Source organism: Pseudomonas palmensis (assembly GCF_049942755.1).
Taxonomy (GTDB): Bacteria; Pseudomonadota; Gammaproteobacteria; order Pseudomonadales; family Pseudomonadaceae; genus Aquipseudomonas; species Aquipseudomonas palmensis.
Genome location: NZ_CP187958.1, coordinates 2,990,031 through 3,016,416 on the forward strand (window position 1 = coordinate 2,990,031; position 26,386 = coordinate 3,016,416).

A 26,386-nucleotide genomic window follows, 5' to 3' on the forward strand; every position below is an offset into this window, starting at 1 on the left:
TGATAATTAGTCGCATTATTGTGGTTTGCCGGCGGATTGTGCAAGTGCTGGTGCTTGACCTGCGTCAGGCACGGGCGAAGACTGGTTGACCCTTTACAGACACGAGCGAGGCGCTTCCCATGAGCCACAAGGCCATTTACGTTCAACCCGGCGGCGGATATGACAAGGTGCAGGTGGGCACGTGCGAAGCGCCGGCGCCGCAGGCGGGCGAGATCACCGTGCGCCTGCGTGCCAACTCGCTCAACTACCACGACTTTGCCGTGGTCAGCGGCATGTGGGGGCCTGCCGAGCCGCGCATTCCGATGGCCGATGGTGCCGGTGAAGTGGTGGCCGTGGGCGCCGGGGTCAGCGAGTTCGCTGTCGGTGATGCAGTGGTCAGCACCTTCTTCCCCGACTGGCTGGATGGCGCGCCGCTGATCGAAGGCTTTGCCACGGTGCCGGGCGATGGCATCGACGGCTATGCCCGCGAGCAGGTGACGGCCCGTGCCACGTCGTTTACCCATGCGCCCAAAGGTTGGAGCCACGCCGAAGCGGCCACGCTGACCACTGCGGGCTTGACCGCCTGGCGTGCACTGATGGCCGACGACGCACTCAAGCCAGGCGACACGGTGCTGGTGCAGGGCACCGGCGGGGTGTCGATCTTCGCCTTGCAGTTCGCCAAGCTGGCGGGCGCCACGGTGATCGCCACCTCCTCCAGCGACGCCAAGCTCGAACGCCTCAAGGCCCTGGGCGCCGACCACCTGATCAACTACCGCACCACTCCGGCCTGGGGCGAGCAGGTGCGCAGCCTGACCCACAATCGTGGTGTGGACCATGTGATCGAGGTGGGCGGCCCAGCCACGCTGGAGCAATCGATGATTGCCGCGCGCATTGGCGGGCACATCTCGTTGATCGGTATCCTCACCGGCGTAGCGGGGCAGTTGCCGCTGGTGCAGGCGCTGGTGCGCCAGTTGCGCCTGCAGGGGGTACTGGTGGGTAGCCGTGCCCAGCAGCAGGCCATGGTGCGTGCCATCGACGCCAACGGCCTTCGCCCGGTGATCGACAAGCACTTTGGCCTGGAGCAGATCGCCGATGCGTTCCGCTATCAGGAAACCAACCAGCATTTCGGCAAGATCGTGCTGGATATCTGAGGCACGCCCCGACACGACAAAGCCCGCTTCTGGCGGGCTTTGTCGTGTCGGGCGGTTGAGGTCAGAAGTCGTAGCGCACGTTGGCGGTGAAGGTGTCGGCATCGAAGCCGCTGCTGGTCAGGTAGTTGTACGACCCGCCCACGCTCCAGGCACCGACGCGGTAGGTTGCGCCCAGGCCCAGCTCGTAGCTGTCGCGGGCCGGGGTGGCGCCGCGGGTGGTGAATGGCGTGCCACCCAGCACGAAGGTGGAGGTGGTGCCGGCCTTGTCGCCGATGAAGTCATGCCAGGCCATCAGCTTGGCTTCCGGCTCCAGGCTACCCACGCCCAGGTCGAAGGCGGCTGCCAGGCGTGCGCCCAGGCCCATCTCGCCGATTTCGTAACGCTGGCTGCCGACGTTGAGCGCCGCCGAGCTGCCTTTTTCACGGTACGAGTCGATCGAGACATTGGCGTAGCGCGCACCGATCTGCGGCTCGAGCACTACCTGGCGGTCGAGCTGGAAGGTGTAGCCGGCCAGCGCGTTGACGCCGAAGATCTCGCTGTCGTAGTCGGCCTTGGCGCGGCTGCCGGCGATGTAGCGTTTGGACTCGTTGTCGTTCCAGCCGTACATCACCGAAGCGTCGACGAAGTAGCTGTCGAGGGTCCAGTTGCCGTACAAGGTCAGGGCATGGCCGCTGACATCGGTCTTGTTGCCCCGGTCGGATTTGACGTCGCTGGTCAGGTAGCTGTATGCCAGGCCCACGGTGGTATCGGGGTCGAGCTTGCCGTCGGCACCCACGGCGATGCCGTTGGTGTTGGCATCGTAACCGTCGATACCGTGGCGACGATCCTGATCGGCATCGCTGGACAGTGCCTGTACCCATACGCCAGTGCCCGACAGGCCTTCACCGGACGACAGGCCGTTGCGGGCATTGCTGGAGCGGCGGGTGACGGCGTTGCCCACCAGGGTCTGGCTGCTGGTGGCGGCATTGATCACGCCGCGGCTGACATCCGGGGTCAGGGTTTCGGCGAGACTGGCCAGTTGCGCATCGCTGCTGGCGTTGGCGAAGGCCTGGAATACCGGATCGCTTTCGCTGAGCTGGCCCATCACGGTGTTCTTGAACGGTTGTATGGCATTGACTGCATTGCGCGAAGCACGGGCGCCGAGCAGGGTCTGCTCGATCGCTTCATCGCTGCGGGTTGCGACCAGCGCCTTCACATCCTGGCCCTCGATGCCGAAGTTTTTCACTTCGAGCAGCGCCGAGGACGAGACCACCGACAGGTTCTGCGCCTCTTCCCAGGTGCCGGAGTTCAGCAGGGTGTAGCGGGTGCCCTGGGCCGGGGTGCGGAAGTCGTCGGAGCGGGCTTGCAGCTCGATCTGGCTACCTGCGGAGAAGTAGGTGTTGCCGGTCACCTTGAGAATCGGTGAATCGGGCAGGGTCGTGTTGTCCAGCAGCAGACGCAGGCGTGCGGTGTCGCTGTCGAGGTCGAGATCGCCGTCCAGCGTGGTGTGCGGCGCCAGCAGGGTCAGGGTGCCACCGTCGATGTCCACGTAGCCGGCACGGATGGTCGAACCGCCGAAAGCCACGTCGCCTTTGACCAGCACGCCACTCAGCCCCAGCAGATCGCCTTTTACCTGGCCGCCGGACCAGTAGAAGTACGACTGCGCGTTGCTGTCTTCGGCCAGAATCGCCGCAGTGCCGCCTTCGAGCAGGCCGGCGGTCTGGGTGATCGCAAACAGGTTGCTGCCGCTCAGGTTGACCAGATGGATGCCGATGCCATCTGCCGAAATGGTGCCGCTGTTGTTGATGTTGCTTTTGTAGGGCGGGGTGATGGACCCGCTGAAGACGGCATTCTCGACTTCGATACCGGCCGAGTCGGCGCCACGCGCGGTGATGGTGCCGCTGTTGATGATGCTCGACTGGGTGGAGGTGATCATCATGCCGTTGGCGTTCTGGCCCGTCACGGCAATGCTGCCGCTGTTGATCACATCACCGGAAATCTTGGCCAGGTACAGGTCCAGGCCCATGGCGCCTTCGCCGGTCACGTTGATGCTGCCCTGGTTGACCAGGTTGCCGCCGATGCTGGAATCGAGGGTGAGGGAAATGGCCGAGGGAATATCGGTGGCACTCGCCGCGCTGAGGTTGATCGCGCCGCTGTTGGTCAGGTTGCCCAGCACAGTGACATCGATCAGCTCGACGCCGGCGTTCTGCGATGTGCCGCTGAAGGTGGCGCTGCTGAAGGTATCGCCGGTATTGCTGTAGGCACCGGAGCTGAGGTCGTGATTCAAGTCGATAGCGGGAGAGGCATTGGCCGTGGCTGTAGCCGCGGCAATGGAAAGCGCCAGCAGTGAGCGGCGCAGCGATGCAGTATTCAAGAGGGTGTCCCTTCCAGGGTCGGAAACCGACGCGGGACAACCAGCGCATGCTGCGTCTGTATCGGCCATCCCTGCCGGCTTGTCAGTGAGTGCTGAATCAAGCGCTGGGTACTGTACAGGATGGTTGTAGGACAATTCTGCAGCGAAAGCCGGTTAGGCTGCTTTTCACGAAAAAAATGTGAATCAGCCGACATCTGTAGGGAAAACAGGCAGATTGGCGGGAATTTAATGGGTCGTGTGGGGTCGACCGGTGTCGTCCTGGCGAAAGCCAGGACGTCTTGCAACCGCAATCAGGCGAAGCTGATGTTGATGCGCTGCTGGCCGTAAACGACTTTGGCGGCAGAGATCAGCTGGTGCGGGCTGCTAGTTCGGTTGCCAAGCATATCGGCCTGGCATTGGATTTCGAGAGGGCAGGTTCGATGCAATTTGTGACGCGCCGATCAGCGCGTCACTGTGCATTGCTCAAGCCTGGGCCAGGCGGCCGACGCGTAGCCAGCCAAGCACGACCGCGCCAATCAGCAGGAAGCCCAGGTAGCCGAACAGCGGGTAGACCTGACCCACCAGGCTGACGAACCCGACCAGGCTGCCAACGAACGCCAGGGCGCCGGCGGCCGCCGAGCCGATGCGGAACGTGCGGGTGCCCGCTGGCAGCAATCGCGCCGAAAAGGAGTACAGGGTGCCAACGGCGGTGTTGAGGATCATCAGGAAAATGACCACGGCCATCACCAGGCCAAGCACCGGTGAAATCTCGGTGGCGATGGACAGCATGGGCATGGGCAGGTCGGCCACGCTGTCCAGGCGCGACAACAGCCCCAGGCTCATCACCAGCATCAGCACCCCCAGCAACGCGCCGCCGAAGATGCCACCCCAGATGGCGTGCTTCTCGGTCTTTGCGGTGCCGCCCATGATCGACAGAAAGGGCACCCCGGCCACGATGTTGTAGGACACGTACAACAGCGCCCCCAGCAGCCAATGGCTGGCGCCGGCGTCCTGCTGGCTGGCCAGTTGATCGAGCTCGCCGAAACTCAGGCCTCGGGTGGCCACACCATACAGGGCCACCGCTACTGCCGTGAGGATCAACAGCGGGGTGGCGGCGCCGATCATGCCAATCACCTTCTGCACATCCAGGCACACGATGGCGACCACGATCACGGTCACCGCCAGGCTGCCGAACAGGGCCGGGATGCCGAACTGCTGCTCCAGCAGGGCACCGCCACCGGCCAGCATGACCACGGTCACCGCAAACATGAAAAAGGTGATCATCAGGTCGACGAAGGCACCCAGGTAGCGTCCGCACAGGGCGTTCACCACGTCTTTATGGGAGCTGGCCCGCAGGCGGCTGCCCATGCCTGCCAATGCCATGCCCAGAAAGATGAACAGTGAGGCGCTGACCACTGCCCCGAGCAATCCCCATACGCCGAAATCGACGAACATCAGCAGCAGTTCCCGACCGGAAGCGAACCCGGCGCCGACAATCACACCGACGAACGCGCCGGCTATTTTCAGGCTCTCTTTCATGACGATTTCCCTCGAATTATTGTTGTTAGGGCTTATGGGCCGGGCCACTTTCCGTGGCCTTGCCGGGGCATCGCAGTGGCAGGCGGCAAGGGTGTGCTAGCGGGCGCCGACCCAGGCCTGGACTTCGATCTCTACGTCGACCCCCAGTGCCAGCTGGCTGCCGCCGACTGTGGAGCGCACCGGAAAGCCATTGTCGAAGTAGCGCTTGTACACCTCGTTGAAACCGGCGAAATGTTGCATGTCGGTCAGCCAGACCGTGGCCTTGACCACCTGATCGAACCCCACACCGCACTCGGTCAGGGTTTCGCCGATACGGCTCATGACCGCCTCGGTTTGCTCGCGGATATCCCCGAGCACCACGTTGCCCTGTGGGTCCATTGGTACCTGCCCCGAGAGAAACAGGAAATCGCCGACACGGATGGCCTTGGAGAACGGGTAGGGCAGATGGCTGGGGTAACGCTGCAGTTGTTCGGACATGGCATTGAACCTCGTAGGTGATGAATGATTAACGCAAGCGGGCAGGTGCCAGGCGCTGTGGCTCGACACCTTGATGAAGCAGTGCTTGGGGCAGCGGCTGATCGAGCAACTGTGCGCAGGCCAGTTGCGACACGCCGGCCGCAGACTGGATGCCATAGCCGCCCTGTGCCGCGAGCCAGAAGAAGCCTTCGCGGTGATTGTCCCAGCCGACCACCAGGTCGCCATCGGCGACGAACGAGCGCAGGCCGGCCCAACTGTGACGCGGGCGGCGGATGGTCAGGGAGGTGGCGGCCTCGATGTGGTAGATGCCGGTGGCGATGTCCAGCTCTTCGGGCATCACGTCATGGGGCGCCACGGGGTCGGCGTTGGCCGGGGAGCCCAGCAACTGGCCGGCATCGGGCTTGAAGTAGAAGCTTTCGTCGATGCCGATCACCGTGGGCCAGCGCGAGAAATCCATGCCCTGGGGGCCGTCGAAGGTAAAGGCTGTGCGTCGGCAGGGCTGCAAGCCGATGGGCTTCACGCCGCACTGCTGCGCAACCTCATCAGCCCAGGCGCCTGCGGCATTCACCAGCGTGCGCGCGCGCAGCTGGCGACCGTCGGCCAGGGTCAGGTGCCAGTGGCCGCCTTCGCGACTGGCGACGCTCAGTTGCGCATCGCATTGCAGCACACCACCGGCACGGCGCATGGCGCGCAAGAAGCCCTGGTGCAGTGCATGCACGTCCAGATCGCAGGCGTCGGTTTCGAGCATCGCGCCAACCATTGCTTCCGGGTTCAGGCACGGCACCAACGCGAGCGCATGCTCGGTATCGATCAACGACACATTGCCAGCCTGTGCTGCACTGGCAGCGAAGGTCTGTTCCAGCAGAGGCTGTTGCCCCTGGCCTGCGACATACAGGCAACCGCGAGGCTCCAGCAGCGCATGCTCGGTGAAATCAGCGGGCGGTTGTTCATAGAAAGTGCGGCTGGCGCGGGTCAAGGCCTGGATCTGCGGTGTTCCGTAACTTTCCATGAACATGGCTGCGGAACGACCGGTGGCGTGATAGCCCGGCTGGCTCTCGCGCTCGAGCACCACGACCCTGGCTTGCCCAGCCAGGCGATAGGCCAGGGAGGCCCCCGCAATACCGCCGCCAATGATGGCGAAATCGAAACATTCGCTGTCGTGCATACCGAGGTGCCTCCTGTTCCGAGTGGGAGAAGCAATGTCTTCGCCGCTGTTCTTGTAATTCTCAGATACGAGAAATGTAAGATATGAGAATTTTCCAGTCAACCTATTACCTTGAGGTATTATTTTTGGCCCTTGCCCGGCTTGGCCAAAGGCATCGTTTTCGTATGGCAGAGAAGTTTGCATGAGCTCCGATCCAGTCTCGCGTTCCCCGGCCCACCCCTTGATAGATCGCGCCCAGGTGGGGGCTCGTCTTCGTGTCATACGCAAGAACCAGAAGCTCACGCTCAAGCAATTGTCCGAGCGTTCAGGCGTGGCGCTGTCGACCCTGTCGAAGATGGAGCTGGCGCAGGTATCGGTGAGTTACGAGAAGCTGGCGGCGGCAGCGCGGGCATTGGGTGTGGATATCGCCCAGCTGTTCAACCCGGCCAAGGTGAGCGTGGGTGCGGTACAGCCCACGGTGGTGAGCACGGCCATCGATACGGCGGCGGGTTACAGCACGGGCAACTACGAGTACCACCCTATGGCGGGGGATTTTCCCGGGCGCAACATGACGCCGATGTATGCCCGCATCTGCGCGCGTGAGATGAGCCAGTTCGAAGACTACATTCGCCACCCCGGGCAGGAGTTTGCCGTGGTGCTTTCGGGCCGTGTGCGCATTCAGTTCGAAACGGGTGAATCCGTCAGCGTTGGTTGCCGGGAGACGGTGTATTTCAACAGCGCGATCGGGCACATCTACCTGGCTGAGGGCGAGGCGGGGAGTGACGCCGAGGTGATGGTGGTAATGACGGAGGTCTGACCTTGTGCTCGGCAGATTCCGAAAGCCATGGGGTGAGTGCCCCATGGCTGGCCGTTCAGGGGGTTAGCGCGACGCCCAGGCGTTGAAGCGTTGCTCCAGTTGTTCGCCATGGTCGGCCCAGAACAGGGGGTCTACCGGCACCTGCTGGGAAAGGTTCGCTGGCGCGGTGGGCAGTTCGGCGATGCGGTCCTTGTCGAGCAGTTGCATGGCCTGCAGGTTGGCGGCGCCGTAGTCGATATGTTCGGCGAAGCTTTTTTGCTGCGCGGGGTCGAGCGTGAAGGCAATGAACTCGCGGGTATTCTCCTGGCGTGAAGCGCCCCGCGGGATAGCCCAGGAATCGAACTCGTAGAGGCCGCCGGACCAGACGATGTCCAGGTCGTACTTTTTCTTCTGCTTGGCCGAGAGGCGGCCGTTGTACACCGAGCTCATCACCACATCCCCCGCGGCGAGATACTGAGGTGGCTGGGCACCGGCTTCCCACCACTGGATATGCGGCTTGATCTCATCCAGCTTGGCGAAGGCGCGGTCCTGGCCTGCCTTGGTGGCCAGCAGCGTGTAGACGTCAGCGTGCGCTACCCCGTCGGCGATCAGGGCGAACTCCAGAGTCGACTTGGCCAGCTTGCGTAGGCCGCGCTTGCCCGGGAATTTCTCCACATCCCAGAAATCTTTCCAGCCGGTGGGGGCTTGCTTCAGCTTGCTGGTGTTGTAGGCCAGCACCGTCGAGTACACCAGAAACCCTATGCCGCAGGGCTGGATGGCCCCGGGAACGAAATGCTTGGTATCGAGGCCGATCTGAGCTGGGTCCAGCGTCTCGAACATGCCCTCTTCACAGCCCCGGGCAAGCTCGGCGGACTCCACCTCCACGGCATCCCAGGACACGCTGCGGGTATCGACCATGGCCTTGACCTTGGCCATTTCGCCGTTGTACTCGCCGGAAATGATCTTGCTGCCCCGGGCTTGTTGCCAGGGCTTGTAGAAGGCCTTTACCTGGGCCTCCTTGTTGGCGCCACCGAAGGAGACGATGGTGAGGTCGGCCGCGAGGCCGTGACTGGCAGTGACTATCCCCGTTGCGAGTGCTGCGAATTTCAGAGCTTTGATCATTATTGTTATCTCCTACTGTTCAAGGGTGATTGCACATCACTCGAGACACCGGGATCAATCGGTCCTCCCAGACGAGAGACATCCGGTTCTCGTTCCATGCGCTGCAGGGCAAACCGCACAGCCAACAGCAAGGCTCGCCACGCAGCGCAGTGTTCTCCTAAGGTGGTTTTGTGGTGCCCTAAGGTTTCATGGGGGTAAGGAGGGTAAAAGCTGACTTTTTCGATTCTTGGATTGGGTTTTACTAAACTATGAATGGATGAGAGGGGTCAGAGAAGAAGTCCGAGAATGTCTTTTCTGAGTTTGGTGGGCCGGGGTAATCTGAACAGATAACATAAGTCGCTGATTTTAAAATACTATTTAGGTTTATTTTTTCTTTTGGAATGCCATTTGGAATGCCGGCGAGATTTGCTTGGTACCTTGGGACGTCCTGATGGTGGCTATTGCTATGCTGTTCCTTTATCACTTCCCTGGAGATCGGACTGGCTGATGCGCGCAATGAGCGGGAAAAGACCAGGCCACTGATTCTCCAAGGTGTCCATTCGTCACGCAACAGAGAGGCCGAACGGTTGGCTACAGGATTGCGGTGATCGAGCTGCTTCTGATGCTGCTTACCTTTGTTCGCAACGTAGACCTCCGCAAGGTGGAGTGGCGCGAATTCGATCTGGATCGGGCAGAATGGCGAGTTCCGGCTGAGCGTATGAGATGCGAGGCCCGCACATCGTCCCCCTGTCCAGGCAACTGGACGAGTTGCAGCGTGAACTGAGCACCCACACAGGGAGCGTTGGCTGCTTTTTCCGAAACCATCGCAAGCCGAACGAAAGCATGACCGCCACAACGCTGAGCCGGAACTTGAGCTCATAGGCTTCAATGGTAAGGACAGCATAGGCTTTTCAGCTAATGGCTTTCGTGCGACAGCCACGACCATGCAGAGCGAAATGGGAAATCGCGCAGACGTGATCAAGCGTCAGTTGATGCATGCCGAGAGAAACAAAGTTCGTATAAGCTACAATCAGGCTGAATATATGCAAGAACGACGTTAGATGGTGCAGGCATGGGCTGATGAAATTGATGCTAAATTTATGGCGAAAGAAGGTTCTTTATCTATTCTGACCTTATCGGTAGAGCTCGTGAATTTGTTGCTCTCGCGAGGCTGTTCAGTGAGTTTCTGACAGCCTTGCTAGAAATTAGAGTGTTTCGGTAGGATGTTTTGGGCGGAGCATGAATGGATCATGCTGCCTCTGCAATGTTTAGCTGTCGACCAGTTGTTTTAGTCTTTCTTGGATGTAAATTCCTTTCTCTTCCTCCATTTTTAGCAGTATATCCAGGACTTGAGTTCGCTTTAGGTCATGTTTGTCGGCTAGCTTGTCAAGGCGCTTGATGGTTTTGTCGGATAGGATAAAGTTGTACTGTTTTTTTCCAGTATTTTTAGCGCGATATTTGTTCTGGCTCCATCGTTTCTTGATGGAGTTCATGAGCAGTATTTTTTCTGACGTGGTTATGAGTATAGAGTCAAGCAGAATGATAAAGTCATCTCTTTCTTGAGGTTGGTTTTGATGAAAGACCAGGAATGAGTATTTGTCTTTGGTTATTTCCCATGCTGTATTCAGTTTTTCCTTCTCGTCTGGGTCGTCGAACCATTTGAATAAGTGGTCAGATTCTGTATGGATTTCCCATTCAGATCTTATTTGGTTGATGATTTCTGATTTTTTAGTTTTGTCTATTTGCCATGTGTCAATTGCTGCAATGGTTAGATCTCTGCCGGTTAGGTTGTCGGGGACGCCTGTGTAGTTGATCCAGTTTTTTTCGATAAGTTTTTTCATCAGAAAAGCGTTCTGTCTTTTTTTGTTTGTTATCCACTGAAGGCTCTGCTCGGGTAAGAAGTCGGTTCTATTTTGGTTTTCGATTGTTTGTTTTAGTCCTGGCTGGTTAATGATGGTTTCTGCCATTAGATTGCGCATGTCTGGACCTCTAAATTCACCTAGAAATATATCTGGGTAGTTGTACTTCATAAGAATCCATAGCCAGGTTGCGAATCGGCTGTCGGCATTAAAGCTGCTAAATGTTTTCTGAAGTTTGTCGTTGCGGCGGACTGGCATGTCTGTGGTTCTACCTGATGGCTGGCGGAGGGCTTACGCAAAATCTCTAGTAGATCCATAGATGAAAAATAGTGGATCTATAGCTGTTTTTTAGCGTAATCCTAGAGCTTTCCTAGAGGGTAAAATAGGCTCAGGTGTCAGTATACATGGGGCTTTCATGAGGTAAAGCCTGCTGTGATAGGTGTTTCTGTCTCCAAAAGCATTGCGAGGCTGTCGGAGCCGCCTCCTGCAAGTGGACTGTGGGCGGTGTTGGCGTGAGGGGGAGTGGTGTCAAGGCGCACCTACAAATGAGGCGAGTGCTCGGTCATTCTTCGGTTATATAACGCCCTTCGCTTAGGTGAAGTTGTGCTTTATTACTTCTGCTGTGTGAGTGCATGGTTGGGATTGTAGGGTGCAAGGTTGAAAGTTCTTCTCTGCTTTCTTGGGTGGACTGATAACCAAGTAAAGGATTACATGGAAGCCAGATCTGATGAGTAAAATTAGGAGCTCATCATGAAGGTAATTCGACTAAAGCAGGTAATGGAAATGACAGGCCTTGGACGCTCGACGGTTTACAAATATGTTTCCGGTAACTGGTTCCCGAAGCCGATACCCTTGGGAGGGCGGAGTGTTGGGTGGCTGGAAAGTGAGGTTAAGGAATGGATCTTGGATCGAATTGAGGAGCGCAATCAGTAGATCTTGATGGGCTTCTCTTTGGCGTCTGGTCTGCTTATTGTTGCTTTGTTGCTTTCAATGGAAGAATAATGTCCGGTTAACCCCGGACATGATGCTTTTTTGTCGGAACTTTTGAGTGTGTTAGATTCCTTGATTCTGAATAAAAATATCTTAACCCCCTTTGGATTTCTAGTGGTTGGGTTTTCGGTGCGGGTAGTATGCTTTGGTCTTTGCAGTGATACCTTCTAATAGCCAATGTCTATCACTCATGTAGAGGTCTGAGATCTACTGACTTATTAGGTTAATATCATAGATGCCCATCGAAGGGCATCTATTATAGTTGCCTGATAAATGCCTGGTAAATGGCAGTGTGGCATGGGTAAGCGTCATTAGTGTTGTTAGGTGTGTGATCGAGGTCTAGTTCAATGGGCTATGTTGAGCATGTAAATAACTACCTAGCTGACTGAAGGTATGATCTTTAGTAAGGTAGGTGTAATCATGCTTCGTTTCTCCGAAAATCGTAATCTTCGTTTGTACTCAGCAGCTACGTTTAAAGGGCTGCCGATAATGGTGGAAAAAGGCCCTTTCATACTTGGATACCTTGAAGCGCTGAATCGCACTATTAACCTTGCCCTTGATCAGTATCCTAGGGTAATCGCATTTAGGGTGGACCTACGTCTTCCTCGTTATGGAGGGATTCCGGATGATGCATTGTCAAATCGTGTGATTAGTCGATTCATCGAATCGTTCAAGGCGAAAGTTGAGCACAATCGTAAGAATGCACGTGAGCAGAACAAGTACGCCCATGGCTGCAGGGTGCGTTACGTTTGGGCAAGAGAGAGGAGCGAGGGAGGGCGACAGCATTACCACCTGCTGATCCTGCTCAACAGAGACGCCTACTACACAGTCGGGCGGTTGCAGCCACAGAGGCCTAATATGATCACCCGTATGCAGGAGGCTTGGGCGAGTGCGTTGAAGTGCGAGGTTGAGCAAGTGAAGGGCTTGGTACATATCCCGTCTAATGCAGAATACCGAGTAGATCGGGAAGTCCGGCCAGGTAACGTGGATCAGTTACCTGAACTGTTTCATCGAGCCAGCTACCTTTGTAAAGCTGCGACGAAGCGTTATGGGGAGGGCGCTCATGGATTTGGATTCAGCCGAGGATAGAGGGTAATTAGCTTGTTCCCGGTCCTGCCCTCAGGTCAGTTTGCCTTCCTGAGGGCTTGGAAGGTTTTGTTACTGAGGACAAATTCGATCCCCGAATTCAAATTCTTGTTGCGTTGACTTCCTAAAGGCAGAGCATTCGCGCATATTCAAACGCGCGTGAACGCCTTCAACTCAGTGTAAGCAGCAAGCGGAATCACTTGGTTTGTCATCGCGGGATTGGAATGTGGTCTGCCTAAGCAACAACCGGATAACAAGCATCACCCCATAGCGTTTCCGGGTTATCCAGCATCAGCAAAATAATCACCGGCACCAGCTTGCCGAGGAGGTTCGAGCAGTCGCGTAGTTGATCCCGGTTCACACTGCTGTTCCAGGTTGCGCCCCCATGCATTACCTGGTTACGCAATGTATAGATTCGATTGAACAGAACACCGAGTACTGCTGGGGTATTGCGGTTGGCTAACGCTTGCTGCGCTGCTCGTCGACCGCTGGCAAAGCGCTCGGTCCACTGTTGCTCGCTGATCTTGCCGTTCTGGTTGTCCCAGAAACTCTGAAATACGTAGGGGTTGTCCAGCAATGCGCGGATACTGCCTGAGAACTCGGACCAGACCAGGTTCTCGATCAGGTTGGCCGTGTCTAGCGCACAGAGTTTGTCCAGGAACGCCTTGAACGTGGACTGCTCGGAAAGTCGGAACTGCTCATCAATGTCCGTGGCATAGGCAGAGTTGAAGGCGATCCACAGAAAGATAAAGCGCCCATCAAGATCATCCGCCTGCTCGGCGCGATTCAGCCAGCTTAATGCGCGATGAACGCGCAAGGTGAGGTTGGGATGGTGGCCTTCACGTTCCTGGCGGTGACGGGCTTTGAGTGCTTGATGGTCCATGAAGTGCCGATCCTTGAAGTCGTGGGCGGTCGGTAAAGAGGTAGCGTGTGCCTGAAAACTTTACAGGTGGCCGGGCCAATCGCCGCTGGCGTTGAAAAGCGTCTATTCAGGGCATTAGAACCTGCTCAATTTGTTTACCTGTATGAACAGACAACGTGGACGTGGCCTGCCATTTTGCTTAGGGTATGGCCATTCGACATTGCCCGCAAGGCGGCCTGCATGAAGCGTGAACAGTTCCTGGCACAACCCGAAGTGGAATCTTTCGTTGCATGGCTGGCAGCCAACTTGCCGGCGCTCACGTTCAAGCTGCGCTTCAAGTCCAGCAAGTTTGTACCTGGCGGTTTGACGGTTGAAGTCCAGGGGATTGAGCGGATACTTGAGCTCTATCGATGGAAGGCAAGCTGGCACGACTCCAACCAGAGTGTGGTTGAGTCTGAAACCTGGGCTGAAACCCAACGCTCTTTGGGGCAACTGCGTGAGTGGCTGACGAGTGCGGTCAACGCAGGTGATGATCAACAAGCGCTTCAGGCGTGTTTGCAGATTCTTCGTTGGGGCGGCGTGCGGGGCGCCATTCCGTTCTTGCACCGGTTGGCGGCCAAAGGCGAGTTGTCGGGCTACCTGAAAAAGATGGCCGGACTCATGACGCTCGACGGTGACAATGACCTGGATGACCTCGACGCTAGCAGTGTCGAGCGTTTCGATTCTGGCCTGACCAAGATTCACGCCTTGCTCGATTTGTCCGGTTCTCCAATCTATGACAGCCGTGTGGGCGCTGCGATTGCCATGTTGTATTCGCTGTTTCGCCAGCAGTGGGCAGAGCGTGGTAAACCCTTGCTGATGTTCCCGTCCGGCGGCGCGCGAGGCAGCCAGATCCGCAACCCGGGAGCGTTCCTGAACAGCGTGGCGGCGCCACAGTTTTCGACGATCGACTATGCCGAGTGGGCGCGTTGGCAAGTGCGCTTGGGCTGGATTATTCGAGCGCTGCTCGAGCGTACCAACTGGTTTGCTGGGCAAGGGACTCTCCCCGCGCGTTGCCATGCCTTCGAGGCCAGCCTGTTCATGCTTGGCTATGATCTTCGCTGCTTTGGCCTGGCGCTGGCGTCTGATTCCACAGCGGGTGAGCCAGAAGTCGAGGCGCAGGACCGCGAGCGTGGTGGCAATAGTTGGGTGCCCACGGGTCATCCTTTCAGCCAGGTTCTCAAGGATTATCTGGCCTTCCGCTACAGCGGTGCACTCGATAACAAAGCCTCGTTTGTTGAATGGCTGGTGGCCCAGCCGCGTGACGAGAAGCCGCTCACGCGTACCACTGCACAGGGCTACTGTTTTCCGTTTTCCATTGAAGAGTTCGACTTGTTCGGCCGACCGCTTGCACAGCTTGAGCGCATCGTCGCCGGTGGTGAGGACGGATTGCGTGCGGCCCTGGCTACCGAGGCCCTCGAGCCGTTCACAGTCGGTGAAGAGCGCGTCAGTGTCTGCCTGGTGGATGTGTTGATCACAGGCAACGCGTATGCGCGAGCGACGACCGACAAGGGTCGTGTCGACTACATCGTGAGTGCCGGCTATGCCGGTACCGAGAACTCTGCAAGGACACTCATGGCCCTGGGGCGCAACGTGGGCAAGCACTTCGGCCTGCTTGATGCGCAGCACTTGCCAACGAGCCTGTTCGAGCAGTTTTACCAGGATTGCTCGCTCGACGCCTGAACACACGCAACATTTGCGCAGCACCATGTGCCCCTTGGCCTTTCACAGGATGGAATACAACCATGCAAACCCGGAACGGCGTTCAGTTGTATTCCGCCTCAGACATCTGCGGTTTTCTGGAGTGCCAGCACCTAACGGCACTGGACCTCCAGCATCTTGTTGCCCCGATGGAAAAAGCGCCGGCAAGCGATCAGAACCGCCTGATCCAGGGCAAGGGGCTCGCTCATGAAGCGGCGTTTCTTGAACGACTCAAACGCGAAAATGCTCACGTAGTCGACATTGCCGAGGGAAATCCGAGTTTCGCGCGGCGGGTGGAACTGACCATTGAGGCCATGAAGGCTGGTGCGGACATCATCTTCCAGGCTTCGCTTCAGGAAGGTGCTTTCATTGGGCATGCCGACTTCCTGCGTAAGGTGCCGCGGGCTTCGGCGTTGGGCGATCACAGCTATGAGGTGATCGACACCAAGCTGGCCAAGTCTGCAAAGGCCAAGTTCCTTGTGCAGGTTGCGCTTTACTCGCGAATGCTGATTTCGATCCAGGGCGTACAGCCGCAGTTCATGTATGTCGTACTGGGTGATGCTGCGCGTACGGAGCAGGCATTTCGGGTCGCTGACTACGCCGATTATCTGGAGCAAGTACTGCAGCGTTTCACGGCGTTCGTGAACAGTGACGGACAACCTGTGACGTACCCGGAGCCATGCGGGCATTGCGGGTTTTGTGTGTGGCGCGATCGCTGTGACGAACAACGGCTGCAAGACGATCACCTCTCGGCAGTCGCCGGCATCAGCCGCTCGCAAATCAAGAAATTGCAGGCTGGTGGAGTGACCACATTGCAGCAGTTGGCGAACAGTACCGATGACTTGCGCATCCCCAAGTTGCAAGTGGAGTCGTTGGGCAAGTTGCGCCATCAGGCGCGTTTGCAGTTCCAGGGGCGCTCCAGTGATGGCCCGTTGTTCGAGTTTCTGCCGGTCGTGGGGAAAAGGCGTGGTTTTAGCCGAATGCCCACGGCGGTTGAGGGCGATCTGTTTTTCGACATGGAGGGCAATCCGCTGGAGGAGGGCGGCCTGGAATATCTCTTCGGTCTGTATATCGACGAAGGTGGCCAACAATCCTTCAAACCCTTCTGGGCACATAGCCGAGAGGAAGAAAAGATCGCGTTCGAGCAGTTCATCGACTGGGTCATCGCCCATCTCAAGCGTTACCCCAGCGCACATGTCTACCACTATGCCAGCTATGAAGAGACGGCCATCAAGCGCCTGATGAGCCAGCACGGTACACGCGAGGCACAAGTGGACTGGTTGCTGCGCAACGGCAAGCTGATCGACCTCTACAAGGTCGTGCGCGAAGCGATCCGGGTGTCTGAGCCCAGCTACTCGATCAAGAACATCGAGCATTTTTACATGGGGCAGCGCGACGGCGACGTTACCAATGCCGGTGCGAGCATCGTGTTTTATGAGCGTTGGAAAGAGACTGGCGAGTCGGCGTTGCTCGAGCAGATCGAGCGGTACAACGAAGACGACGTGCTATCCACCTATCTTCTGCGCAACTGGCTTTTGAGCATTAAACCTTCGGATGCGAGCACTCTCTCCGAGCCTGAAGCAGAAAGCGAGAAAGCTGTAGCGGAACAAAAGGAGATCGAGGTTCGCCTGGAAAGCTATTGCGATCGTTTGCTCGCTGGCTTGTCCGCCGCCGAATGTGCTCTAAGCGAAGCGGATCAAGTCAGGTTGCTCACCTTCCAACTGCTCGACTTCCACCGTCGGGCAGACAAGCCGACATGGTGGCAGTTGTTCAGTCGTCAGGACATGACCACTGAGGAGCTGCTTGAGGATATCGAGAGCCTGGCCGGTTTGCGGCGTACAAAAACGCCGCCCGAACCGATCAAGAAATCATTTCTGTTTGAGTACAGTTTCGAACCTCAAGAAAGCAAGATGCGCACGGGTTCCCAAGGCGTCATCACCGAGTCCCTGGCCAATGTGCAGTTGGTTAACCTGGACAGTAACGCGTGTCTGGCGATGTTCAAAGCCACCGCGAACAAAGCGCCACCGGATGACTTCGACATGATTCCCGGCAGGCCGATTTCATCGACTTCGCTGCGCGAGGCACTGTTTCGCTATGCCGACAGCGTCTTGGCCGGTGAGCAGCGCTTCCAGGCGGTGGCGGACTTTCTCCATCGACGCGTCCCACGGGTGAAAGACGTCCAGCCGGGTGCGCCACTGCTGGATCCACGCCTGACGACGACGGATGCCATCAAGCAGGTGGTACGCAACCTCGAGAACAGCGTGCTGTTTATTCAGGGGCCACCGGGTGCCGGCAAGACCTACACGGGCTCGCACGTCATTGTTGACCTGCTCAAAGCAGGCAAGCGCATCGGTGTGACCTCCAATTCGCACCATGCCATCAACAACCTGTTGGCTGCTGTTGAGTCTCGTGCACAAGCAGAGGGCGTTGCATTCAAAGGGTTGAAAAAGTCATCGGAGGGAGAGGGCACTGAGTTCACTGGTCTCTGCATTCGCTCCATCGAAGACAAAAAGGATTTCCTTGATGCCTGGGGGCCGGGAATTGACCTGACTGCGGGTACCGCCTGGCTATTTGCCGACGAGACCTTCACCGAGGCGTTGGATTACCTCTTCATCGACGAGGCCGGTCAAGTGAGCGTGGCGAACCTGGTCACCATGGGCATTGCGGCACGCAACATCGTTTTGATGGGCGACCAGATGCAATTGTCGCAACCAGTGCAAGGCGTGCACCCTGGCCGTTCCGGTGACTCTATCCTCGATTATCTGCTGGATGGCACGCCCACCATTGCGCCTGACCGAGGGGTGTTTCTGGCGCAAACCTGGCGGATGCATCCGCACGTTTGCTCATTCATTTCTCATGCGGTGTACGAAGGTCAGCTGTCGTCGGCACCAGGAGCCGAGCGGCAGGTGTTGCGACTGGATGGCCAGCGCCCGGAGGTACCGGGCAGCGGACTGATGTTTTGCCCTGTGGAGCACGACGGCAACGGCCAGAGTTCCGATGAAGAAGCCGCGTACGTCAAAGCGCTGTACACGTACTTTCTGCAGCAGCGCTATGTGGATAACACTGGCGAGGAGCACGCGGTGTCTCTCGAAAACATCCTGGTCGTGGCGCCCTACAATTTGCAGGTACAGCTGTTGAAGCAAGTGCTGCCGGCGGGTGCGCGCGTCGGCACTGTAGATAAGTTTCAGGGGCAAGAGGCAGAGATTGTCATCGTCTCGATGGCGACGTCGAATGAAGACTACCTGCCCAGGGACATCGGCTTCCTGTACTCGAAAAACCGTTTGAATGTGGCGGTCAGTCGGGCGAAGTCGCTGGCTTGTATCGTCGCCAGTCCTGATCTGACGGCCATTCGTTGCCAGACGCCGCAAGACATGAATCTGGTCAATGGCTTGTGCATGGCGGTCAGGTACGGAACGGTCCACGAAACCCGTCAATCCCAAGAGGTTGTGCTATGAAGAATCTGTTCGCAATTATCGGTGTCATCGTCGTTGCCAAGAAGGGCTACGAGTTTGTCCGTGAATACATGGAGATGAAACAGGAGCTGGACCGACGTGACTCTGATTCGGCCTGACAAACGCCGATAACGTCGACAACTCCGTCCTTTTTCTGCTTCCAACGGGTGTCTGCTTGGGCCAAGTTGGCGCGGCCGTTCAGCTAAGGTCCCATTTCAATGCGAGGTTCGTGATGTGTAACGATCAAGAGGATGGTCACTCGGGTGACCCGGCACCTGCGCAAGTTGAAACCGAGGGTGAGGTCGAATACAGCGAGGAGTTCGCCGCCATGATCCTGGAGCAGGAGGCGAAGGGCTGCTTTCAGGAAATTGATGTCGATGACATGCTCGCTCTGCTCGACCGCATGATCATCGAGGCCCAAGGTATGGGGCGGAAACTACAGTGACTGGGGACAGCCCTGACTGTTGATACAGATGTCGCCAGCTGGTATGGCTGAAATCCTCGACGGCTGGATCTCTTCGTTGCTGCCCGCGGGTGAGTCGTCCTCCGAATAGGGTTGAGCAGATACACCCGCGGCTGAACGAGCATTAGCTGGCCATCGACTCGGGACGTCATGCCCCTCGTCTCAGGAATTTGAGCGTCAGTCATTCATCAGCCACGGCCTCAGTTCCTTGAGGTTGCTCACCACAATTTGCTGGGCCTCAGGGCTCGTCGCCAGATTGCGCGGGTCGATCCGATAACGCATCAACACATACTTCACCAAGGCCCTGCGGCTGGGCACCACCAATTGTCCTTGCGTCATCCCGAAGTCGGTTTCGATGATTGCCTTCTGTGCCTCGTTCAATCGCCCATCGGGCTCGAAGATAACCGGAATCTCGACATTCCAGTCTTCATCCAGCTCCCGTGTGTTCGGCGATTCGTCGAGCAGGTCCGGCTGCCCGCGCAGGCGGCTGAGCACGAAGTCGCGGTACTGGCCATTCTTTTCGCAGTAGGCCCGCACATGCCAGCGCATGCCGGTGTACACCAGCGTGTGAGGGGCGATGAGGCGAACCTCTACGTTCGGGGTATTGAACGATACGTACTCGGTTTCCAGGCGCAGGCCTTCGCGGCAGGCCTTGAGCAAGGGGCGCAGAATCTCCGGTCGAATGGGGCGATCCGGCACTTCCAACACCTTGGTGTGCGCATAGGCCAGTGCCAGTCCATCAATGTGCGGGGCACGCTCATTGTTCTGATAGAGCAGGTGCAAATAGGCGCTGGCACTGTCGTCGATGAACAGGGGTTTGAACTGCTTGCTCGGCACATACCCTTTGAGCTGCTTGTCATATGTCAAGTTTTTGGGCGCATGCTCGGTGATGTAGGTATTGATGTCCTTGGATGCCTGCTGGCGGCTGATGCCAAAGCTCTGCATCAGGTGCCCCGTGGTCAGCCTGCCTTCCCACCAGACAACGGTCTCGATCAAACGATAGCGAAGTGCCAGGTCCCAGCGTACCTGTTCAACGGAGTGCTTGCGTTTCATACCTTCTCCATGTGCGCGAATACTTTACCTGTATAAGTCTACATTCTAGACCTGTCGTTGATCACTACATATCGTGTGTCTGTCTTCGAAATAAATTGAAGTCACGAAAGGATGTGGACATGACTATGTCTGAAGCGGTTTCGACGGGGGCGTTGGTGTTGATCGGGGTGATCCTGACGGTGCTCCTGATGCAGTACCTGAGGTTGCGAGAAATCTGGCATGTGGCGATTGCCTGCCGCCAGGACGCACGTTGGGCGCGGATCTGGGAGATGGAAAACCGGGAGCTACGTTCGGCACTGCGTGCTGAGGAAGCGCACATCGAGCAGTTGCAAAGCAAGCTGGTGATTTTGCAGAACTTGATCTCTGCAGAGCGATAAGGGAAGTGCATGAACAGACTTGAACGGATCAAAGGCTGCCTGCTGGGTGGTGCTGTCGGAGACGCGCTTGGCGCCCCCGTGGAGTTTCTTGAGTGGCCTGCCATCGAGGCCAAGTTCGGTCCGCAGGGCATCATTGATTTTGCCCCGGCTTACGGCAACACCGGCGCCATCAGCGACGAAACGCAGATGATGCTGTTCACCGCAGAAGGTTTGCTGCGCGCTTTTGTGCTTGGCAGTTTACGGCAGACGTGCCATGTCCCGAGCATTGTTCACCAAGCGTTGCTGCGCTGGCTGATGACCCAGGATTACCCCTCTGCGATACCGATCGTCACAGATGGCTGGCTGATCAAGCAAGTCGAACTCTGGTCTCGTCGCTCCCCAGGCACAACTTGCCTGAATGCACTAAAGGCCAGCGCGCGGTTGGGAGCGGTTGCCGAAAACAACAGCAAGGGCTGCGGCGCCTTGGTACGTGTTGCACCCTGTGCATTCTTTGCCAATGCATTTGACTACGCGGCGCAGTCTGGGCGCCTGACGCACGGGCATCCGACGGGCTACCTGGCGGCAGGGCTATTCGCCGACATTCTTCAGCGTGTTGTCGAAAGACAAGACAGCCTGGAACACGCGGTAACTCAAAGCTTGGCCAAATATGGGCAAGTACCTGGTATGGAAGAAACGCGCAGCCTCATCGAGCGCGTGCTGTTTTTCTACTACGAGGGCTATACACCCACCCCGAAACGCATTGGCGACCTTGGCGGTGGGTGGGTTGCTGAGCAGGCGCTGGCGATTGGACTGTGGTGTGCGCTGACAGCACGATCACTCGAAGAAGGGGTGATCACGGCGGTGAATCACAGTGGCAATAGCAGCAGCACAGGGCTTGTCGCCGGGCACTTGTTGGGTGCCCAGTATGGTGCTGCTGCCATTCCTGCCCGCTGGTTCGAACGCCTGGAACTGCGCCAGGTGATCGTGCAGGTAGCCGAGGATCTTGAGCGTGTTCCACGTGATTACTGCGGGATTGGTGGCGCGTTCGACGAGCAGATCGAATTGGCTTATCCGGGCAGTTGAATGCACCGATGGCAATACATCAGCGAAGAGACCAAGGAGATTTAGAATGCCCATCAAACCCAGGCCCTTCACCTTTGAATGTGAAGGATGCGGTTGGACAAAGACAGTGGCACCGCAAAGTGATGCGCTGATGCCCGGCGAGTGGTTTGACCAGTGCCCGAGGTGCGGGAGCAAGGCACTGAAGATGCGCACCGCAGGGTGGCTTGAAGGGGCGTTGGCGGAGTTGCTGGCGCGGCGACGATTTTGAGCGCACAGGCCAGGGCTCAGCGCCCTGGCCAGCAACGGCCTGCCAGCAGGCATGCCTGGGTTAGTAACACGCTGTGTGCCGGCGTTTACCGGCGTATTCGAGTGCGAAGGAAGTCATCAGACTCGACAGAGGTTCTGATGCGAACGAGTTCGCAAACCTCCAGGGCTTTTCGAGCGGCCAGCTTGAGCGTTCGACGAAGGCCTTCGCATTCATCAACGAGTTTTTCCAGCCCGGAAGAATCGAACATTTGCTCAGAGATGGGGAATGCTCGATCAATTCTGTCAAACAGCGCCGTTCCGCCTATTTCCAGCGCATCGAGCTTGAACGCATTGAACTCGCCCTTGCGGCCTTCCAGTTGCGCAATATCGGCTTGGATGGCCTGCTTGTAGGCATCGAATACGGTATCGAGCTTGCTGGTAACCTTGCCGACTACATCCACTTTACGGTTGATTGAGCGCAGGAACTGCTCGAACGTCAGGCCGCTGGAGGGGTAGTCTTTCTTGCGCGTAGACGAATAGGCGCACATGCCGGCGTACTCGATACCCGCGAAACTCAGGTCGTCGGCTACTTGCTCCATGATCTCGAGAATATCGTCCTGAGACTTCACATCCGCCTTGTTCAACACGATATACAGCGACTCTGCGCGGAACGGCGTGGACTCGATGAACTCGATGTCGGACTGGTCGATGGTCCCGGCCGGGTCAAGGCCGATGACCCAGACCAGCGCCGATGCCTGATTGACCAGGGAGGCTGCAGTGCTACGGTCGGAGGCCGCGGCCCCACCCGTGGTACCCGGGTTGTAGCCGGGCGTATCGATAATGCACAGGTTGCCGAACAGCTCCGGGTCCATGGGAACCTTGACGCTGATGAAGGGCAGGATGCGCCGCAGGTCGAAGCCGAAGGCCTGAACATATTCGTGGCACATCGATGCGTACAGGCTGGGCTCCAGGTCGATGGCCCCACCGTTATACGAATAACCCTTGATCCGGGTTTCTTCGGAGCACACCACGTAGCTGGGGACCACGGTCACCGGGTTGATGCCGGTCGCCAACTTCACGCTCGGGTTACGGATGAAGCTGTTGACGAACGCCGACTTTCCGCTGCTGAAACCACCCGCAATGCTCAGGATGGTTTTGCCGGCAATGCTCGGGAAGTTGTTCAGCATCTGCATCTCGGCGAGGATCGCCTGCATGTCGAGCACTGCTTGGGCTTCACCGGCCAACGACGATTCTCGGCTGGCGAACTCCATGTAGTCGTGGTTGATCAGGTCGGCGAATTTGGCCAGCTCTTCATTACCGGGCGGTTGCTGGGCCAGGACTTTGCTCACCAGGGAAAATTTCTCGGTTAGCGACAGGTGCTGCTTGTTGATGTCGGCGTAGTTTTCTTCCAGGTGCTGCTGGGAGGCCTTCAGTTGTTCGGTCAGGCTTTCCAGTAGGTCGACGTTCTGCTCCGTGGAAAGCAACTGGTTCTTATGTTCCTCCAGGTACGTCTCCAGCTCGGCAATTTGTGCCAGCGCCTGTGCCTTGCGTTCCTCCAGCTCGGCCGCATTGGCTCGTTCTGCCTGCAACTGGGTTGTTAGCGCTTCATTGTCCGACTCCAGCGAGCCGATCTTTACAGCCTGCCCGGTGCACTGTTCGGCCAACTGCTGTTTGGCGTCGTTCAGTGCTTCGATCTGCTGTTGCGCGTCCGAGAGGGTGTGCCCAAGTTCAGCGATACGCTGTTCTTTTTCCGCCAGCGCCTGCTTGCGATCTGCTAGCTGCTGTTGAAGGGTGGCGATCTCCGCAAGCGCCTGGTCCTTGCGTGCTTCCAGCTCTGCCGTATTGGCCTGTTCTGCCTGCAACTGGTCGCTGAGCGTCTCATTGCGCGACTCCAGCGTGCGGATCTGCTCAGTCTGCTCGGCGCACTGCTCGGTCAACCGCTGTTTGACGTTGTTCAGCGCTTCGATCTGCTGTCGAGTATCGGCCAGGGTGTACTGGAGTTCCTGAATGCACCGCTCTTTGTCGACAAGCTCCTGCTTGTGATCGGCAAGGTGCTCTTCGAGCTCTGCGATCTGGGCCATGGCCTGAGCCTGCCGCTCTTCCAGATCCTTGGCGTACACCTTGGCCTGGGTCAGTGCGAGCATAGCCTTCTGGAGCTTGCCCTTCTCCTGCGCTAACGCTTCGGAGGTCGAGGCCAAATTGGCTGTTTCAAGCTGCAATGCATCGACTAGCGAGCCGTTGCGCGATTTTAGCTCGCCGATTTCGTCGTTCTGGCCCGCGCACAGCGCGGACAATTGCTGATTGGTGCTGAACAACGAGTCGAGCTGGCTCTGGGCATCATCCAGGTGGCCCTGAAGTTCAGCTGCCAGCTTCTTGCGTTTGAACTGCCAGAAGCGGGACAGCGACTCCAGCGTTGAGCGTGCCTGTTCATGAATGGCTGGCGGGTTGCTCACAGGGTGACCTCTTCGGCCTTGCGTGCCAGGCGTTCAAGCCGGTCAATGGTTTGAGCCGCGTTGTCGACCTGATCCTTGAGCACATTGATCCGGCGTTGAATCTCATCGACGAAGGAGTTGGAGATGGTGGAAGGCGCGTTGCGTTCAACATCGTTGATGAACGAACTGATCTTGCTTTTGACCTTGCTACCCAACGAGCCGATGAAGTCATCGGCGGCATCCTTGAAACGTTCGGCCTCGTAGCCCTTGAGCGTGCCGTTGCTTTTCAGGGAGTCAGGCAACGGAATGCCCAAATCAAAGTCATCGTCAGGAATCGATTGAATGATCGAAAGAATCGCGAGCTTGATCATTTGCGCATTAGCATCCTGTTCAAGCACCTCACGGATCTTGGGCGTGAGGGTCCGGGCCAGTTCTTCGTTCAACCCGCGATGAGAGCTCTCCACCTTGGCGCCCAGCTCATCCTGGATGTCGTTCATGAACTCGTTGATGGTGGAGATGACCTGGCTACTGATGATCTTGGCGCGAACGACCGTTTTCTCGGTAGTACCGCCGCCCCAAAGCTTGCGGGCAAACCAGCTGCCAACCCCAGGGTTGTCGACGACAATGGTTTCACTGAAATAGCCTTCCGCGTCTTTGACAGTGGACTGCGTCTCGCGAAGCAATTGCGCAGCTGTCTTGCGCATGTCGTCACGCAACTTCTGGCGGTAGTCGGCCATGGTGTATTTGAAGCTGACATCCAGTTCCAGTGAGAGATCCAGTCGCTTCGATTCCAGCGAAGCCAGTTGTTCGTCCAGCTGATCGACGTTGGCGTTCTTGATCTGGATGACCTGGTTGCGTGCCAGGGTGATGATCAGCGCCTTAAATGCCTCAAGGTTCTTTTGTTTGCGAACCATCAGGTTGGCGATTTTTTCCCGTGTGATCTCCGTTTTCTTCTCGCGCACCTGGGCAAGCATGGCGTTGATCGCGTCAATGTTTGCCAAGCTGTCAAGGCTGCTCAACGACAGTGCCTGGTTGTCACGAGTGAAGTAATCCGGGTAATCGGTGGACAGGTTGTCCCAGGTCACCTGCTCGTTCGAGTCCCAAGTTTCGGGCGTTTCGAAGCGGCGGTTGAGGCTGTGGCACAAGCCGGAGCTATGCAGCAGGTTACGGTGTACCGAACCGATCAGGTTGTCGAACACCGAGCCCACTTCCGGGCTGCTCATCTTGAGGTCTGCAAGGGTGCTCTGTGCCCGTGCCGACAGCTGGGCACGGATGGCTTCCACGGCATCGCTCAAGCGCGCGCGTTTTTCGCTGCCGTACAGTTGTGTGTCGATCTGGCTGGCCACCAGTACCAGTTCCTGAATGCCTTCCTTCTGGGTAATACGCCCCATCACCTCAAGGTCTTGTTCATTGAGGAACTGGCCGGCCGGGCTGACGATGAACACCACGTCGCAGGTTTTCAGCAATTCGACTGTGCGCTCTTCGCGCGACTGGACCGGATCGTTCATGCCGGGGGTATCGATGATGCAGATATCGCGTAGTGCCTCCAATGGCATGGCGACATGAACCGTCTTTGTGAACGGCATGTACGTGCCGTCGGCACCGACATAGTTGTGCAGACGAGCCGCCAGCTCTTTCGGGTTACCTGCCTGAATCTCGCTGTGCAAGTGCAGCGTGGCCGCATCGAGCCCTGACTTCTTCATGCGCTGGAACTGGTCGTATGCCGCGAACAAGCCTTCTTCGCGTTGCAGTTCGTTCAAGGCTTTTTTATCGGCCATGATCGTCAGCTGCGCCATATCGAGGGGCGCGCTATTGGCTTGGGCGTTACGACGCTTCACCAGCTCTTCCAGGCATTCGCGCTTGCGCGTGGCCAGGCGTTGCTCGAACTGGTCCGATTTGAAGCGGATCGCGGCGATGTCCGTTTCGCTGTAGAACTCAACCTTGGCCTGGAACACTTCGCCCCAGGTAATGGTGGTCAGTGCAGCGGTCATGGGTGTTGCAGCCTTGGGTAGGATCGGTTCGCCATTAAAAATCAGCGCATTGAGCAGCGATGACTTTCCGGCTTTCACACGACCAACAATACCGATGTTCATCAGCCGGTTCTGGTCCTGCAGCGTCTGGCACGCTTGCGCGAGCTGTTGCGGTTGGTCGATGCCGTTCAGCCGCTTGAACTGCTCGATTTCGCGCTCAAACAGGTCCTGGTTGCTTGCTGCCAGCGTGTGCAGGCTTTCGCTAAAAGCGACGAGTGATTGGTAATCCATTAGGT

General features: G+C 57.5%; 19 protein-coding genes. 9 read left to right on the forward strand and 10 right to left on the reverse strand.

The window, feature by feature from the left end:
• Positions 1–119: 119 nt before the first annotated feature.
• On the forward strand, positions 120–1,130 hold the full coding sequence (locus ACPRTJ_RS13820; protein ID WP_043863855.1) for a zinc-dependent alcohol dehydrogenase family protein: 1,011 nt from the start codon (positions 120–122) through the stop codon (positions 1,128–1,130).
• 61 nt (positions 1,131–1,191) lie between these two features.
• Here ACPRTJ_RS13820 and ACPRTJ_RS13825 read toward each other — a convergent pair whose 3' ends face one another.
• The 4 genes from ACPRTJ_RS13825 to ACPRTJ_RS13840 all read right to left on the reverse strand — a co-directional run bounded on the left by ACPRTJ_RS13825 (position 1,192) and on the right by ACPRTJ_RS13840 (position 6,643).
• Positions 1,192–3,483, reverse strand: a complete 2,292-nt coding sequence (locus tag ACPRTJ_RS13825) for an autotransporter domain-containing protein (RefSeq protein WP_426427016.1) — start codon at positions 3,481–3,483, stop codon at positions 1,192–1,194.
• A gap of 462 nt (positions 3,484–3,945) precedes the next feature.
• Positions 3,946–5,001, reverse strand: a complete 1,056-nt coding sequence (locus tag ACPRTJ_RS13830; RefSeq protein ID WP_043863850.1) for a YkvI family membrane protein — start codon at positions 4,999–5,001, stop codon at positions 3,946–3,948.
• 96 nt (positions 5,002–5,097) lie between these two features.
• Positions 5,098–5,478: a RidA family protein gene (locus tag ACPRTJ_RS13835; RefSeq protein ID WP_058540570.1), complete on the reverse strand. Its 381-nt coding sequence runs from the start codon at positions 5,476–5,478 to the stop codon at positions 5,098–5,100.
• A 28-nt stretch (positions 5,479–5,506) separates the two neighbouring features.
• Entirely contained in the window at positions 5,507–6,643 is a 1,137-nt protein-coding gene (locus ACPRTJ_RS13840) for an NAD(P)/FAD-dependent oxidoreductase (protein ID WP_426427017.1), read from the reverse strand.
• Positions 6,644–6,824: 181 nt separating this feature from the next.
• Here ACPRTJ_RS13840 and ACPRTJ_RS13845 point away from each other — a divergent pair, with 181 nt between their 5' ends.
• Entirely contained in the window at positions 6,825–7,439 is a 615-nt protein-coding gene (locus ACPRTJ_RS13845) for a helix-turn-helix domain-containing protein (protein ID WP_088513846.1), read from the forward strand.
• Between the two features lie 63 nt (positions 7,440–7,502).
• Here the strand turns inward: ACPRTJ_RS13845 and ACPRTJ_RS13850 are convergent, their stop codons facing one another.
• Together ACPRTJ_RS13850 and ACPRTJ_RS13855 are read right to left on the reverse strand one after the other, a co-directional pair.
• Entirely contained in the window at positions 7,503–8,540 is a 1,038-nt protein-coding gene (locus ACPRTJ_RS13850; protein ID WP_426427018.1) for an ABC transporter substrate-binding protein, read from the reverse strand.
• Positions 8,541–9,787: 1,247 nt separating this feature from the next.
• The gene (locus ACPRTJ_RS13855) at positions 9,788–10,636 is read right to left on the reverse strand and encodes a hypothetical protein (protein ID WP_426427019.1); all 849 of its coding nucleotides are present in this window, start codon (positions 10,634–10,636) and stop codon (positions 9,788–9,790) included.
• 492 nt (positions 10,637–11,128) lie between these two features.
• Here ACPRTJ_RS13855 and ACPRTJ_RS13860 point away from each other — a divergent pair, with 492 nt between their 5' ends.
• Positions 11,129–11,311: an AlpA family transcriptional regulator gene (locus ACPRTJ_RS13860; RefSeq protein ID WP_426427020.1), complete on the forward strand. Its 183-nt coding sequence runs from the start codon at positions 11,129–11,131 to the stop codon at positions 11,309–11,311.
• 477 nt (positions 11,312–11,788) lie between these two features.
• Positions 11,789–12,457 (forward strand): inovirus Gp2 family protein, encoded by a 669-nt coding sequence (locus ACPRTJ_RS13865; protein ID WP_426427021.1) that lies wholly within the window; start codon positions 11,789–11,791, stop codon positions 12,455–12,457.
• Between the two features lie 232 nt (positions 12,458–12,689).
• Here the strand turns inward: ACPRTJ_RS13865 and ACPRTJ_RS13870 are convergent, their stop codons facing one another.
• Positions 12,690–13,337, reverse strand: a complete 648-nt coding sequence (locus ACPRTJ_RS13870) for a HEPN domain-containing protein (RefSeq protein ID WP_033968774.1) — start codon at positions 13,335–13,337, stop codon at positions 12,690–12,692.
• A 219-nt stretch (positions 13,338–13,556) separates the two neighbouring features.
• On the opposite strand from ACPRTJ_RS13870, the gene ACPRTJ_RS13875 reads away from it, so the two are divergent.
• From ACPRTJ_RS13875 to ACPRTJ_RS13885, 3 genes are all read left to right on the forward strand, one after another.
• Positions 13,557–15,038: a hypothetical protein gene (locus tag ACPRTJ_RS13875; protein WP_426427022.1), complete on the forward strand. Its 1,482-nt coding sequence runs from the start codon at positions 13,557–13,559 to the stop codon at positions 15,036–15,038.
• Positions 15,039–15,100: 62 nt separating this feature from the next.
• Positions 15,101–18,511, forward strand: a complete 3,411-nt coding sequence (locus ACPRTJ_RS13880) for a TM0106 family RecB-like putative nuclease (RefSeq protein WP_426427023.1) — start codon at positions 15,101–15,103, stop codon at positions 18,509–18,511.
• Between the two features lie 229 nt (positions 18,512–18,740).
• Entirely contained in the window at positions 18,741–18,953 is a 213-nt protein-coding gene (locus tag ACPRTJ_RS13885) for a hypothetical protein (protein ID WP_177344868.1), read from the forward strand.
• A 195-nt stretch (positions 18,954–19,148) separates the two neighbouring features.
• Here the strand turns inward: ACPRTJ_RS13885 and ACPRTJ_RS13890 are convergent, their stop codons facing one another.
• A complete protein-coding gene (locus ACPRTJ_RS13890; RefSeq protein WP_093257771.1) occupies positions 19,149–20,024 on the reverse strand; it encodes a WYL domain-containing protein in 876 nt (291 codons plus the stop codon).
• Positions 20,025–20,143: 119 nt separating this feature from the next.
• Here ACPRTJ_RS13890 and ACPRTJ_RS13895 point away from each other — a divergent pair, with 119 nt between their 5' ends.
• Together ACPRTJ_RS13895 and ACPRTJ_RS13900 are read left to right on the forward strand one after the other, a co-directional pair.
• Positions 20,144–20,401 (forward strand): hypothetical protein, encoded by a 258-nt coding sequence (locus ACPRTJ_RS13895; protein WP_426427024.1) that lies wholly within the window; start codon positions 20,144–20,146, stop codon positions 20,399–20,401.
• A gap of 9 nt (positions 20,402–20,410) precedes the next feature.
• Complete coding sequence (locus tag ACPRTJ_RS13900) at positions 20,411–21,463, forward strand: ADP-ribosylglycohydrolase family protein (protein ID WP_426427025.1); 1,053 nt, start codon at positions 20,411–20,413, stop codon at positions 21,461–21,463.
• A 332-nt stretch (positions 21,464–21,795) separates the two neighbouring features.
• Here the strand turns inward: ACPRTJ_RS13900 and ACPRTJ_RS13905 are convergent, their stop codons facing one another.
• Together ACPRTJ_RS13905 and ACPRTJ_RS13910 are read right to left on the reverse strand one after the other, a co-directional pair.
• Complete coding sequence (locus ACPRTJ_RS13905) at positions 21,796–24,141, reverse strand: dynamin family protein (RefSeq protein WP_426427026.1); 2,346 nt, start codon at positions 24,139–24,141, stop codon at positions 21,796–21,798.
• Positions 24,138–26,381, reverse strand: a complete 2,244-nt coding sequence (locus ACPRTJ_RS13910; protein ID WP_426427027.1) for a dynamin family protein — start codon at positions 26,379–26,381, stop codon at positions 24,138–24,140. Before ACPRTJ_RS13910 ends, ACPRTJ_RS13905 begins: the two co-directional genes overlap by 4 nt.
• Between the last annotated feature and the right edge of the window lie 5 nt (positions 26,382–26,386).